Source organism: Salinigranum halophilum (assembly GCF_007004735.1).
In the GTDB taxonomy this organism is placed as follows: Archaea; Halobacteriota; Halobacteria; order Halobacteriales; family Haloferacaceae; genus Salinigranum; species Salinigranum halophilum.
In genome coordinates, this window is record NZ_SSNL01000008.1 from 94,072 (window position 1) to 106,652 (window position 12,581).

Annotated in this window: 14 protein-coding genes; 10 read left to right on the forward strand and 4 right to left on the reverse strand. The window is 67.6% G+C overall.

The window, feature by feature from the left end; genetic code table 11:
- Positions 1-61: 61 nt before the first annotated feature.
- Entirely contained in the window at positions 62-715 is a 654-nt protein-coding gene (locus E6N53_RS19430; protein WP_142861091.1) for an alpha/beta hydrolase, read from the forward strand.
- On the opposite strand, the gene E6N53_RS19435 is transcribed toward E6N53_RS19430, so the two are convergent.
- Entirely contained in the window at positions 716-2,086 is a 1,371-nt protein-coding gene (locus E6N53_RS19435; protein WP_142861092.1) for a hypothetical protein, read from the reverse strand.
- Between the two features lie 96 nt (positions 2,087-2,182).
- Here E6N53_RS19435 and E6N53_RS19440 point away from each other — a divergent pair, with 96 nt between their 5' ends.
- From E6N53_RS19440 to E6N53_RS19450, 3 genes are read left to right on the forward strand one after another with little or no spacing between them, the layout of a single operon-like run.
- Positions 2,183-2,557, forward strand: a complete 375-nt coding sequence (locus E6N53_RS19440) for a YlbF/YmcA family competence regulator (RefSeq protein ID WP_136603337.1) — start codon at positions 2,183-2,185, stop codon at positions 2,555-2,557.
- Between the two features lie 56 nt (positions 2,558-2,613).
- Positions 2,614-3,249, forward strand: coding sequence for a MinD/ParA family ATP-binding protein (locus E6N53_RS19445; protein ID WP_142861093.1), 636 nt, complete (start codon positions 2,614-2,616; stop codon positions 3,247-3,249).
- A 59-nt stretch (positions 3,250-3,308) separates the two neighbouring features.
- Positions 3,309-3,935: an RAD55 family ATPase gene (locus E6N53_RS19450; protein WP_136591874.1), complete on the forward strand. Its 627-nt coding sequence runs from the start codon at positions 3,309-3,311 to the stop codon at positions 3,933-3,935.
- A 4-nt stretch (positions 3,936-3,939) separates the two neighbouring features.
- Here E6N53_RS19450 and E6N53_RS19455 read toward each other — a convergent pair whose 3' ends face one another.
- Entirely contained in the window at positions 3,940-4,197 is a 258-nt protein-coding gene (locus E6N53_RS19455) for a DUF8049 family protein (protein ID WP_201740280.1), read from the reverse strand.
- A gap of 113 nt (positions 4,198-4,310) precedes the next feature.
- Positions 4,311-5,384 carry an FKBP-type peptidyl-prolyl cis-trans isomerase gene (locus E6N53_RS19460; protein ID WP_142861095.1) on the reverse strand — a complete coding sequence of 358 codons (1,074 nt, stop codon included), beginning with the start codon at positions 5,382-5,384 and terminating at the stop codon, positions 4,311-4,313.
- A gap of 204 nt (positions 5,385-5,588) precedes the next feature.
- Here E6N53_RS19460 and cyaB point away from each other — a divergent pair, with 204 nt between their 5' ends.
- The 3 genes from cyaB (at position 5,589) to E6N53_RS20850 (ending at position 7,742) form a co-directional block, all read left to right on the forward strand.
- On the forward strand, positions 5,589-6,173 hold the full coding sequence (gene cyaB, locus E6N53_RS19465; protein WP_142861096.1) for a class IV adenylate cyclase: 585 nt from the start codon (positions 5,589-5,591) through the stop codon (positions 6,171-6,173).
- A 67-nt stretch (positions 6,174-6,240) separates the two neighbouring features.
- A complete protein-coding gene (locus E6N53_RS19470) occupies positions 6,241-7,458 on the forward strand; it encodes a methionine adenosyltransferase (RefSeq protein ID WP_142861097.1) in 1,218 nt (405 codons plus the stop codon).
- A 122-nt stretch (positions 7,459-7,580) separates the two neighbouring features.
- Positions 7,581-7,742, forward strand: coding sequence for a hypothetical protein (locus tag E6N53_RS20850; protein WP_161569965.1), 162 nt, complete (start codon positions 7,581-7,583; stop codon positions 7,740-7,742).
- A 23-nt stretch (positions 7,743-7,765) separates the two neighbouring features.
- Here E6N53_RS20850 and ppk1 read toward each other — a convergent pair whose 3' ends face one another.
- Positions 7,766-10,300: a polyphosphate kinase 1 gene (gene ppk1 / locus E6N53_RS19475; protein ID WP_142861098.1), complete on the reverse strand. Its 2,535-nt coding sequence runs from the start codon at positions 10,298-10,300 to the stop codon at positions 7,766-7,768.
- Between the two features lie 173 nt (positions 10,301-10,473).
- Between ppk1 and E6N53_RS19480 the strand changes: the two genes are divergently transcribed.
- The 3 genes from E6N53_RS19480 to E6N53_RS19490 all read left to right on the forward strand — a co-directional run bounded on the left by E6N53_RS19480 (position 10,474) and on the right by E6N53_RS19490 (position 12,580).
- Positions 10,474-11,649, forward strand: coding sequence for a tRNA sulfurtransferase (locus tag E6N53_RS19480; protein ID WP_236642430.1), 1,176 nt, complete (start codon positions 10,474-10,476; stop codon positions 11,647-11,649).
- 172 nt (positions 11,650-11,821) lie between these two features.
- Positions 11,822-12,073 carry a hypothetical protein gene (locus E6N53_RS19485; protein WP_136591880.1) on the forward strand — a complete coding sequence of 84 codons (252 nt, stop codon included), beginning with the start codon at positions 11,822-11,824 and terminating at the stop codon, positions 12,071-12,073.
- Positions 12,074-12,124: 51 nt separating this feature from the next.
- Positions 12,125-12,580 carry a DUF5804 family protein gene (locus E6N53_RS19490; RefSeq protein ID WP_142861099.1) on the forward strand — a complete coding sequence of 152 codons (456 nt, stop codon included), beginning with the start codon at positions 12,125-12,127 and terminating at the stop codon, positions 12,578-12,580.
- Position 12,581 lies beyond the last annotated feature (1 nt).

Here is a 12,581-nt window from a genome sequence, read left to right on the forward strand (position 1 = left end):
ACGACGTGGTGACACGGGTGTCACTTGGGGGTTCTTGCGGGTCGCTCCCCTACGGAGGGTGATGTCAGGACAGACGCTCGACGTCGAACTCCCCCTCGAGTACGTCTATCGGCCGCCAGCCGAGGCTGTCGGCGACGACACGCTCGTCGTCGTCCTCCACGGCAGGGGTGCCGACGAGACCGACCTCCTCCCTGTCGCCGACCACCTCCCGCCGGCGCACGTGCTGAGTCTCCGCGCGCCCGCCCGACTCATGGGTGGGTACACGTGGTACGAACTCGATATGCCCGACGGCGACCTCCACCGGAGCCAACCCCACGCCGGGGACTTCCGCCGGAGTCTCGACCACGCCGCGGAGACGGCCGCGACGGCGAGCGAGGCGCTCGACGTCGACACCGTCGGTCTTCTCGGGTTCTCACAGGGCTCGATTACGAGCACAGGGCTCCTCGTCGAATCACCCGCCAGCTACGACTGGGTCGTCGGCCTCCACGGCTATCTGGCCGCATCTCACGCCGAATCCGAGGCGGACCTCGATGACACCCCGGTGTTCCTCGGGGCGGGGCGTGCCGACCAGGTCATCCCCGAATCGCGCGTCGCCGCGGCCGCGGACCGACTGCGGGAGATGGGCGCGGCCGTCACCTACGAGGCGTACGATACCGGCCACGGAATCGCGCAGGAAGAACTCGCGGACGTGGTCGCGTTCGTCGAGACGCAGTGATCACTCGCGGGTGGCGTTCGTCCCTGTTGCGGCCCGGGCTTCGTCGTACCACCCTGGCGGTCGGACCTCGGTGTCGTCGACGGCCGCGTACTCGAATCGGAAGCGAACCGACTCGTCGTCGGCGTCCCGCGCGTCGGTGCGCGTGAACTCGACGGTCAGTTCCGAGACGAAACCGGTCTCGTCGACGAACGCCGTCGCCGTGTAGTTCGAGACGCCGCCGTCGATGGACACCGGTCGGCCCGTCGCGACGATGCGGTGCTCGTCGGGACGCCACGAGACGCGGTCGACTTCGACGTCAGTGGTCGCGAGATACCGCGAGACGTAGCGACGAGTCCGGTCGGCGTGTACCCCGACCCCCTCGTCCACGCGCGCCGGTGTCCGCTCGTACACCGTCCCGTTCCGGGCGTCGGTGCGGCGGTAGACGAACTCGCCGTCGGTGTACCGCGTGTACTGGACGAGCGACGACTCGTTCTCCAGCGACTCGTAGCCGAGGACGGTGTAGAGCCACGTGCCGTCACTCGCGACGACGGCGTGCTGCCAGACGCCGTCCCAGCGCCGGTCCCCGTCCAGCGCGTCGGTGTCGGACTGCCGGATGATGAGCCGGTACGAGCGGTTCGAGACGGCCGTCGCGTGTGCGCGGGCGAGCCGCTGCGCGTCGACGGAGTCCGCCCCGACCCCCGGCGGGTACCGTTCGACGGACGCGTTCGACCCGGTCGGCGTCCCCGACGAGTTGTCGGTCGCGTTCCGTGGCTCGGTGCCCGCCCCGGTCAGAAGCGGCGGGGCGGCGTCGTCTGGCGTCGCCGTCGGCGACGGGGCCCACACGCCAGCGAGCCCTGCCGCGAGCACGAGGCAGGCGACACCCACGACGGCCGCGACGGCGGTCGGCGTCGGGGCTCGGGACGTCCCTGTGTCGGTCGTGGTGGCGTCCGTCGACAGGAGGGCCGTCGTCGACACCCCGAGGTGCTCGGTGGCGAGTGCGTCGGCCTCCGCACGGGAGACGCCGTACAGCAGGAGGTCCACGAGCCCCGTCGGACCGACGAGGCGGGCGTCGTCGCGGTCTGCGAGGCGGGACGCCCCGGAGTCGTCGACCGGGGTGACGACGACGTCGACGGCGGACTCCCCGTCGGCGACCCCGCGGGCCCACCGCAGGACGGCATCGGCGCGTCGTTCGAACGGTCCGCGCGCGGGTCGCGGGAGGACGACCAGGCGTTCGTCCGCGCGTCGGGCGACGAACCGGTCTCCCTCGCGCCGTGTCTCGTACCCGCGCGCGCGCCAGAGCGCCGCACAGAAGGAGACGAACGCGTCCGGGTCGAGCTGACGCAGTCGCTTCGTGACGCCCGCCGTCCGCGCCGTCGGCCGAGTCGTTCCCACGACCGTGGGAAGGGTACTCACGAACACGAAGCTTTCGCCGAGGCGACGGACCGACGCAGTCGGCAAATTCAACTACGTGCTCGCCCAAGCGGGAACATGAGTGTCGAGACGACGAGCCTCGAGCAGATGGGTCGTGACCTCGGTGCGGCTATCGCCGAGACCGACGAGTACCAGCGCTTCGAGGAGGCGAAGCAGGCCGTCGAGGCCGACGACGAGGCCCAGGCGCACATCCGCGAGTTCAATCAACTCCGCGAGGAGTTCATGTTCGCCCGACAGACCGGGAACGCGACGGAAGACGGGATGCAGAAGCTCCAGTCCAAGCAGCAGGAACTTCACAGTCTCCCGGTGATGAGCGAGTACCTCGAGGCGCAGTCGGAGCTCCAGTCACGGCTCGAAACCGTGAACGAAGCCATCTCCGACCCGCTCGCGGTCGACTTCGGTGGCGAGGCCGGCGGCTGCTGTCAGGACTGACGCGCCCGCTCTCCCGAGGTTCAACTTCAAATACCGGAAGGCGGCCAGGACGAGCTATGCTCGCAGTCGCAGGTGGGAAGGGTGGATGTGGGAAGACGACCACGGCCCTCGGGGTCGGCCGTGCGCTCGACGGGGAGACTGTCGTCGTCGACACCGACCGGGACATGCCGAACCTCCACGCGATGGCAGGCGTCGACCGGGAGCCGATGGCCGGCGACGACGCGGCCCCCCAGCGTGTCGCCGACGGTCTCTCGGTACTCCCAGCGCCGTCACCGACGGGGAGCGACGCGACGGTGACGACGATACTCGACAGGGTCGCGAACCGAACGGACGCACGTGTCGTCGTGGACTGCCCGGGCGGTGCCGGACCGGACGCGGCCGCGCCCCTCGCCGCAGCGACCACCGTGGTCCTCGTCTCGACGGCGTGCGCACCCGCGCTGCGGGACGCGACGAAGACCGCAGCGATGGCTCGTGCGCTCGGCTGTCGAGTCGCGGGGGTCGTGTTGACCCGGACGCGCGTGGCACCTCCCGGAGTGGAGAGGCTCTTCGACGGTCCGGTGCTCGGCACGGTGCCGAACGCGACGGGGGCGCCGTTGGCGGACGAGCGCGTGCGGGCCGCGTACGCGGCGGTCGCCGCCGCACTCTCGGCACCGGACCGGCCCACGGACGGGACGGCGACCTCGGGCCTTTGAGTATCAAGAAAGATATTTAGCCGGTAACTGATATGTGTGCGGAGAGGTAACAGCATCGCATGCCGAACCGGCTTCCGACCGGAATCACCGTCCTCGACAGGCAACTCGACGGGGGGTTACCGGCAGGAAGCATCGTCTTTCTCGGAGCGCGACCCGCGAGCCAGTCGGAGCTCATCCTCTACGAGCTAACGGCCGCTCGGGGGACGCTCTACCTGACGACCGCCCGCTCGGTAGAGGCAGTCAGGGACGCGCTCGAGAACTCGTCGGTACAGACCGGGAACCCCACCGTGCGTGACGTCGACGGCGACGGTCCGGTGGACCAGGCCCACCGTCTCATTCGTGGGCTCCCGGACGAGGCGAACCTCATCATCGATATCGTCGACGTCCTCGAGGGGGTCGAACCCTCGCGCTACCGGATGTTCCTCAACGAGGTCCAGACACACATGATAAACACCGGCGGCATCACCGTCCTCCACGGCATGAAGACGGAGCACCTGCCGGCGAACCGGGGACTCACGAAGCACATGGCCGACATCGTCTTCGACCTCGAGACGACGGTCAAAGGCTCCGAGATAGAGAACCGACTGGCGATTCCGAAGTTCCGCGGGGGGCGCGCGCTCGACGAGACCATCAAACTGCGACTCACCGAGGAGGTCGACGTCGACACGAGCCGAGACATCGCGTGAGGGCTCAGACGACGAAGGAGGCGAACGTCACCAGCGTCACGAGGACGGTCACACCGACCCACGTGGCTGTCGAGAGCATCGACAGGAGGCCGTTCCGCTTCGAGAACAGGTAGCCGAAGTACGGAACCATCGGTGAGAGCCGCGGCAGAAGCGGCGGGCGCAGACCGACACCGTACCGAAGGGCGAGGGTGAGTACGACGGTGCAGCCGGCCGCGACGAGGGCGACGAGAAGGTCGTCACGGACGCTCTCGGGAAGGTCCATACGAGCGAAGCTGTGGGCCACCTGCATAACGGATACGATACGCTGTGAGTCGGGAGCACGGCACAGCGGACCGGGTCGACCGGCCGGTCGACCGGCTGTCGAACGACCGAACGTTACTCGTCGTCGAGGTCGGCGTCGAGTTCGTCAGCGATTTCGTCGGCGTCGACGTCGACGTCGTCGAGGTCCACGTCGTCCATGGCCTCTTCGATGTCCTCGGGCGCGGCACCGCCCATGCCGCCCATCATGCCACCCATGCCGCCCATCATCCCGCCCATCCCGTCGATGGTCTCCTGGACGATGACGCGGTCGAGGTCGAGGCGGTTCATGACGTCCTGTGCGATCTGCTGCTTCGAGAAGAGCCACTGCTGGTTCATCGTCATCTGCGGCGTGGCCTCGATGTACAGCGTCTCCTTCTCGACCGTCTCGGTCTCGTACTCGGGTTCTGCGTCCTCGTCGTCGTCACCGGCTTCGCCGGTTGCTTGAGACTCCTCCGGAGTCTCTCCGTCGTCGGACGCGACTTCGACCTCCTCTTCGACCTCGTCGGTCTGGATCCAGAGGTCGGGCGTCTGCTGGAGGTAGAGCCCGAACAGGCCCTTGGCCTTCTCGGTGCGGTCGTCGATGACTTCGAGGATCTCGTAATCGTACTCGAGGTCCTCACCGGCGAGTGGGTGGTTGAAGTTGACGCGCGCGCGGCCACCGATGATGGTCTCGATGCGGCCCTGCTCGCCGTCGATCTGGACCTGCGCACCGGGGTAGCGGTCGTCTTCGTCGATCTTCGAGGCACTGACAGTGCGAATCTCGTCCTCGTCGACCTCGCCGAACGCCTCGGCCGCGGGGATGGTCACGGTGCCCGCGTCGCCGACTTCGCTCCCGACGAGCGCCTCGTCGACGGCCTCGAACACGTGACCCTCGCCGAGGATGATGATTCTCGGCTCGAACTCGTACTCGTCGGTGTCGATGTCGGCCTCTTCGGCCACCTCGGCGTCTGTCGTGTCGACGACCATCCCCTCCTCGTCGTCGTCATCGTCGGGGATCGTCCGCATGGTGTATGCGAGCCGGACGAAATCGCCCTGCTGGAGGCCGCTTTCTTCCTCCGCACCCTCGGCGTCCGCGTCGACGTCTTCCGCTGCCTCGGCTTCGGCGGCGTCCAGTTCGTCTGCCGACTCCGCCTGCTGGTCATCGGTCATACTCCAACGGTGAGCCGTCCGACTCTTAAGAATCACGTTTCAGGCCGCAGACCCGAACCGAGTGGGACCGCGAGCAGCGGGGCCTCCCGACGAGCGAGTCAACGCGACCCGCCGGCCGGACCGAACGTCCCACAGATGGTGTGGATTGGTGCGCACACGGCCGAGACGACCACGCTTTTGCCCGGCCTCGCCGTCGTCCGCAGTATGTACGAAGTAGAGGTGAAGCTGCCCGCCGACCACGCGGCGGTCCGCGCGCGACTCGCCGACCTCGACGCGGAGTCGCTGGGAACCGTCGTCCAGCGCGACACCTACTACGACGCACCACACCGACAGTTCGTCGAGACGGACGAGGCGCTCCGAATCCGCCGGGTCGAGTGCGAAGCCGGCGACGAGGAGGCCCGCGTCACCTACAAGGGCCCGCTGGTCGACAGCGCGTCCAAGACGCGCCGGGAGCACGAGACGGGCGTGGCGGACGACGAGACGATGGACGCCATCCTCCAGGCGCTCGGCTTCGAGCCCGTGGCCGTCGTCGAGAAGGAGCGCGCACGCTTTCGCGTCGGCGAGTACACCATCACACTCGACGCCGTGACCGACGTCGGCGAGTACGTCGAGGTCGAGACCGAATCGGCGGACGTCGAAACGGCGCGCGAGGGTGCTTTCGAACTCGTCGAAAGGCTCGGGCTCGACCCCGACGACCAGGTCAGGACCTCGTATCTCGGCTTGCTACTCGGTGCGGGCGACGCGGGTGACGGAGTCCCTGCCGACCGCGACGGGCCCGATGATTCCTGATGGTAATACACACACAACAGAAACTTTCCGCAAGTTATAGGCGAGGCCCGGCTATACCCCTCACACAATGACCGAGCGGAACATCCAGATCGAGTCGGTCGGCCGACTCGCCGTGGAGGACCAGGGGGTAGAGATCGTCGAGCGGAAGGGGTTGGGTCATCCCGACTCCATCTGTGACGGCATCGCCGAGAGCGTCTCCCGGGCCCTCTCGAACCTCTATCTCGACCGCGTGGGTCACGTCCTCCACTACAACACCGACGAGACCCAGCTGGTGGCCGGCTCCGCGGCACCCGCGTTCGGTGGCGGCGAGATGCTCGAACCCGTCTACGTGCTCATCGTCGGGCGGGCGACGAAACACTACGTCACCGAGAACGGCACCGAACACAACCTGCCGGTCGACTCCGTGGCCCTCGAAGCCGCCCGTGACTACCTCCACGAGACCATCCCCGAACTCGAAATCGGGACGGACATCGTCGTCGACGTCCGCCTCGGCGAGGGGTCGGGCGACCTCAAGGACGTCTTCGGCGAGGACGGCCAGGTCCCGATGGCGAACGACACGAGCTTCGGTGTCGGACACGCGCCGCTGACCGAGACCGAGCGTATCGTACTCGAGGCCGAACAGGCGCTCAACGGCCGGTACGCCGACAAGAACCCCGAAATCGGACCCGACATCAAGATCATGGGCAAGCGCGAGGGCGACCGCATCGACCTCACCGTCGCCGTCGCGATGGTCGACGCCTACCTCGAGGACATGGCCGCCTACGAGCGGGCGGTCGACGACGTCCAGGCGTTCGTCACGGAACTCGCCACCGAGTACACCGACCGCGACGTCCACGTCGAGGTGAACACCGCCGACGACTACGACGAGGGCGCGATCTATCTCACGACGACGGGCACCTCGGCCGAGATGGGCGACGACGGGTCGGTGGGCCGGGGGAACCGCTCGAACGGGCTCATCACCCCGAACCGCCCGATGTCGATGGAGGCCACCTCGGGGAAGAACCCGGTGAACCACATCGGGAAGATCTACAACCTCCTCTCGACGGAGATCGCCCACACGGTCGTCGCGGAGGTCGACGGCATCCGCGACCTTCGGGTCCGGCTCCTGAGTCAGATCGGCCGCCCCATCGACCAGCCACACGTCGCCGACGTCGAACTCGTCACCGAAGCGGGCGTCGAGGTCGGCGACATCGAGTCGGACGTGGCGGCCATCGTCGACCGGGAACTCGCTGCGGTCACCGGGATCACGGAGCGGGTCATCGACGGCGAACTCCGGACGTTCTGAGCCACGCTCGACTCGCCCCGAGTCCGCGAATCACGTGTTTTGTGGCGATATCGATACAATATCTACACCTTATATGCGCTTGTAGACAACGTTTAACACACATTCCCGTGTCATACGTGACAATGTCAGCAGACGACGCCGCACCCACCGACTCGCTCACGCCCGACACCGACAGCCACCCGAGCCGCACTCCCGACGGCGGCACGAGAGCGTGTTCGAGCGGTCGCGTCCGGCAGACGGCCGCGTACTGGTCGATGCAGCGGACGATGAGCGACCTCTCCTGAGCCGGTTCTCACGGCGACTCTCTTCAGCGCTCGTCCGTACCGCTGTCTACCCAGTACCGCTCGACGAGAGCTGCTGCCGCGTCCGCCGTCTCCCGGTAGGCGCGGTCCCCCGTCGGCGTCCGTACCGCGAACGCGTAGCGCTGGCTGTCGGGGACGTACCACCGATTCGGGTGCGCTTCGAGAATCGCCGGGAGTGTGTCGTCCGGGTCGGTCTCCGATGGGTCAGTCTCCGACTCGGAAGCGACAGCCGAATCTGACCCGGCATCGATTTCCGTGGGGGGTTCTGCGGGTGTGCGGTCGTCCGACGGGGCCGGCGCCGACCCCTCGAGGAGCAGTGTCGTCTCGATCGCGGGGTGTTCGGGGACGATTCCGCGGTCGTCCCCGGTCTCGTGGGCCGCGCGGGTACACGCCATCAGGACGTCTTGCGTGCAGACAGTCGGTTCGTCCTCGCCCGGGGTGCGCTGGTCGTACGTCCCGTCCGGGTTCATCGTCCACGCCGAGCGGTTGTCACGGAGGCAGAGTTCGAGGACGAATCGGAGCTGTTCGCGAACGTCCGGGTCGGTGACGGGAGTGACAGCCTCGACCCGCTTGTCGAGGTTGCGCGTCATCCAGTCGGCAGAGCCGATGTAGTACTCGGGGGCTCCCCCGTTCTCGAAGTAGAAGATACGCGAGTGCTCCAGGAAGCGGTCGACGATGCTGTAGACGTCGACGGTCTCGCTGAGCCCCTCGATGCCGGGTCTGAGTCGGCAGATGTCGCGGACGACCAGGTCGATATCGACGCCGGCCATCGACGCGCGGTACAGTTCTTCGACCAGGTCGGGGTCCTCCAGCGCGTTGGCCTTGACGACGATGCGCGCCCGACGGCCCGCGCGGGCGTGGTCGGCCTCACGACGGACCATCCTTGTCAGGCGCGCTCGCATGGTGACGGGCGAGATGAGTAGTTTCCGAAACTCCTCGTCGAGCGACGGCCCGGTGAAGAAGTTGAACACCTTGACCAGGTCCTGCCCGATATCGCGGTCCGCGGTGAGGAGACCGAGGTCGACGTAGCCTTTCGCCGTGCCCGAGTGGTAGTTGCCGGTGGCGACGTGCGAGTACAACTGGACGCCGTCGTTCTCCTCTCGCACCACGAGCGCGGTCTTCGTGTGAGTCTTCAGCCCCACGGTGCCGTAGGCGACGTGGATGCCCTCCTCCTCCAGCGTGCGAACCCACTCGAGGTTGTTCTGCTCGTCGAACCGCGCCTTGAGTTCGACCATCACCGCCACCTGTTTGCCGTTGTCGGCGGCGTCGATGAGCGATTGTATCACCTTCGAGTCCGACGCCGTCCGGTAGATTGCCGCCTTGATGGCGAGAACGTCCGGGTCGTGGGCGGCCTCGTCGAGGAAGCGCTGGACCGTGTCGGTGAAGGAGTGATACGGGTGGTGCAGCAGGATGTCGTCGCGGCGAATCTCGTCGAACACCGTCACCTCGTGACCGTCTGTCGACTCCGTGAGACCGCCGTCTGCCGGCAGGCGCGGGTGGGGAAGCGGCGACCAGTCGTCGAGTTTCAACTCGGGCCGGTCGTGGTCGGTGAGGTCCATGAACTCGCGGTAGTCGATGGGACCCTCCAGGTCGTACACCTCCCGCTCGGCGAGGTCGAGTTGCTCCATGAGCAGGTCGCGAATCGCGTCGGGTGCGCCCGCCTCGAGTTCCATCCTGACCGCGGACGCGAACCGCCGCTGTTCGAGCACCTCCTGAATCGCTTCGATGAGGTCCTCGGCGACCTCCTCGTTCCGCCGGACCTCGGCGTTTCGCGTGAGCCGAAAGAGCGCAGTGTCGACGATGTCGACGTTCGGGAGGAGCAGGTCGAGGTTGGCGCGGACGACCTCTTCGAGGAGGACGAACCGTCGGCCCTCGTCGTCGGTGTCGACCTCGACCAGCCGCGGTCGGTTCTGTGGAATCTTCACCCGCGTGAACGTCGGGTCGGTCTCGCCGCGCTTCCGGGTGAGTACCGCGAGCGAGAGCGAGCGATTGGAGATGAACGGGAACGGGTGCGCCGGGTCGAACGACAGCGGGGTCAGCGTCGGCAACACGCTCTCTTCGAAGTACGAACGCATCTTCGCCTCCTGGGCGTCCGTGAGGTCGTCGTAGTCAGCGACCTCGAGACCCGCCTCGGCCAGCGCCGGTCTGAGGACCTCCCGGTAACACGCCGACTGGCGCGCGAACATGGGCGCGGCCGCCTCGTGGACGGCCGCCCACTGTTCGTGGGGGGTTCGACCGTCGGTCGTCCGTTCGGTCACCCCGGCGTCGATCTGTTGTTTCAGCCCCCCGACGCGCTTCATGAAGAACTCGTCGAGGTTCTTCGTGACGATGGCGAGAAAGCGGACCCGCTCGAGGAGCGGGTTCCGGTCGTCGAGCACCTGATTCAGAACCCGGCGCTGGAAGGCGAGTTCGGAGAGCTCGCGGTTCAGATACAGGTCGGGGTCGTCGAGCGCGACCTCGCCGTCGGCGTCGGTGTCGAGGTCGAGGTCGACTGGTGGGGCGGCCGTGCGGACGTGTGAACCGTCGGGAAGGTCAGACATGGCAGGAGCGAAGAGAACGTCGGCGGAGTCGGACGATATCTCCAAGTTGGCCGAGGCGTACTAATCCATTTATATTAATCCTCCCGAGTACTCAATAGCTTCGACGGGAGACCACCCAACTTCCGCGGAGCGATGGCCGGAAACGCAAAGCCCGGTGCGCCGCTACCGGGATTGTGGCCCACACTCAGGCGGACGACGTCGTCGTGGTCGGTTACGGCGAACTCGGAGCGAAGAGCAGTGTCGTCCGGCGGCGGATGCGCCGTCGCCTCGCGACGAACCTCGACGCCGTCTTAGCCGACCGCGGTCTCGATGCGACGGTCGACCAGTCGTGGGCGCGACTCTACGTCGAGGGTGGCGACACCGACGCCTGTGCGCGGGCGGCCGCCGAGACACCCGGCGTCGTCTGGACGCGGCCGGCGCGGCGCTGTGAGCCGACGGTCGAGGCGGCTGTCGAGACGCTGTGTGACCTCGCGGCGACCCACCCGCCGGACGCGACGTTCGCCGTCCGCGCCTCGGTCGTCGACGACGGGGAGGAACGGGAACTCACCGGGCACGACGTCGAGCGGGTCGGTGGTCGAGCGATACTCGAACGGGTCGGCGGCCGGGTCGACCTCGACGACCCCGACAGGGTGTATCGCGTGGAGTGCCGGTCGAGCGGGACGTTCGCGAGTGTCGTCCAGTACGACGGGCCGGGGGGCCTGCCGGTGGGCACCCAGGGGACCGTCGTGGCCCTCGTGAGCGGTGGCATCGACTCGCCCGTCGCCGCGTGGCAGCTCCTCCGCAGAGGCTGTCACGTCGTCCCGCTCTACGTCGACCTGGGCGCGTACGGGGGCGCTGACCACCGTGCGCGTGCGGTCGAGACCACGGCGTTCCTCGGGGAGCGCGCGCCGAACGCCGATACGAGACTCCGAGTCGTTCCCGGCGGACCGGTGGTCGAGCGCGTCGTGGACGAGACCGACGACACACGGATGCTCTCACTCCGGCGCGCGATGCTCCGGATGGCGGCCGTCGTCGCCGACCGCGAGGGCGCGAGCGCGCTCGCGACGGGCGAGGTCGTCGGACAGAAGTCGAGTCAGACCGGCCCGAACCTCGCGGTCACCGACGCCGTCGTCGACTACCCGGTACACCGACCGCTTTTGGCCTGGGACAAGGCCGACGTCGTCGCCCGTGCTCGCGAACTGGGGACGTTCGACGACGCGACCCTCCCCGTCGGTTGTGAACGGGTCGCCCCGCCGCACCCCGAGACGGCCGGGACGCGGGCGGCCGTCGAAGCCGCCGAACCGGACGACCTGCTCGACCACGCTGCCAGCGTCGCCCGCGACGTCGAGGTGGTCGACGAGACCGAGTGACCGGGGGTCGACGGGTGAGCGGTCGCGAGCCGAAATCGATACGCGGTCACTTACGCGCTCACTCGACACAGTTCGTCCACTGCCACTGGATAGTTGCGCGAAGTATTCTCCGAAACAGCGTGAACAATAACACAAAAATGGATTTACGTCGGTGGAGCACCTACGCTCACCCATGTCCCACACGAAACGCCATGCCTCCCGCCACCACCCTGGCTCTGACTGGGTCGTCCAGGACGTCAGGTCGTACGCCTACTGGCGCGCGGGAGTCGACGACTGCGCAGCCTGCGGGGTCGACGTCGCCCTCGACGACGACCACTACGGGATGGAACTCTTCCGCGAGCGTGCCACCGAGGGAAAGCTCGGTGTGGAACGCGAGCGGCTCGTCTTCTGCTCGCGCGGGTGCGTCGACGCCTGGTTGCACTGACCGACGCCGCCGACCACAACCACTTTACTGGCGCACGGCGACCCCGCAGACGTGACGCGGGTCTGTATCGTCGGCTCCGATGACGTGAACCTCCGCTACGAACTCCTCTCGCGGGAGACGTCGCGAGCGGCGCTGTCGACGTACGACCTCGACGAGCCCTTCTTCAACGCGGTCGCCGTCGACACGGTGAGCCTCGGCGCGGCGGTCGCGCTCCTCAACGACCTGAACTGGTATCTCGTGCGCTTCGCCGACCGGTCGCTCGTGTGCGACCCCTCCATCGACGAGCAGGAGTGGCTCTCGCGCGACCTCGCGACGAAAGTCAGAGACGGGCGACTCGACCCCGACGAGACCGACGAGTACGTGGCCATCTTCGGTGTCGTCGACGGCCGACTGGCCGAACCCATGTTCGCCGCACGTGTCGAGGGCGGCCTGCCCGAGTACGACCTCCGCGACGTGGACGAGACGGTCGTCGTTCGCCTGACGGCCGCGGAGTACGACGCGGGATAAC

What these genes read in the sequence shown, in the direction of transcription:
- E6N53_RS19445 (WP_142861093.1), top strand. Translation starts at nt 2,614, where the DNA reads ATGCTCGCAGTCGCAGGTGGGAAGGGTGGATGTGGGAAGACGACCACG.
- E6N53_RS19455 (WP_201740280.1), bottom strand. Translation starts at nt 4,197, where the DNA reads ATGGACCTTCCCGAGAGCGTCCGTGACGACCTTCTCGTCGCCCTCGTC.
- E6N53_RS19470 (WP_142861097.1), top strand. Translation starts at nt 6,241, where the DNA reads ATGACCGAGCGGAACATCCAGATCGAGTCGGTCGGCCGACTCGCCGTG.
- E6N53_RS19460 (WP_142861095.1), bottom strand. Translation starts at nt 5,384, where the DNA reads ATGACCGATGACCAGCAGGCGGAGTCGGCAGACGAACTGGACGCCGCC.
- ppk1 (WP_142861098.1), bottom strand. Translation starts at nt 10,300, where the DNA reads ATGTCTGACCTTCCCGACGGTTCACACGTCCGCACGGCCGCCCCACCA.
- E6N53_RS19440 (WP_136603337.1), top strand. Translation starts at nt 2,183, where the DNA reads ATGAGTGTCGAGACGACGAGCCTCGAGCAGATGGGTCGTGACCTCGGT.
- E6N53_RS19485 (WP_136591880.1), top strand. Translation starts at nt 11,822, where the DNA reads ATGTCCCACACGAAACGCCATGCCTCCCGCCACCACCCTGGCTCTGAC.
- E6N53_RS19450 (WP_136591874.1), top strand. Translation starts at nt 3,309, where the DNA reads ATGCCGAACCGGCTTCCGACCGGAATCACCGTCCTCGACAGGCAACTC.
- cyaB (WP_142861096.1), top strand. Translation starts at nt 5,589, where the DNA reads ATGTACGAAGTAGAGGTGAAGCTGCCCGCCGACCACGCGGCGGTCCGC.
- E6N53_RS20850 (WP_161569965.1), top strand. Translation starts at nt 7,581, where the DNA reads ATGTCAGCAGACGACGCCGCACCCACCGACTCGCTCACGCCCGACACC.
- E6N53_RS19430 (WP_142861091.1), top strand. Translation starts at nt 62, where the DNA reads ATGTCAGGACAGACGCTCGACGTCGAACTCCCCCTCGAGTACGTCTAT.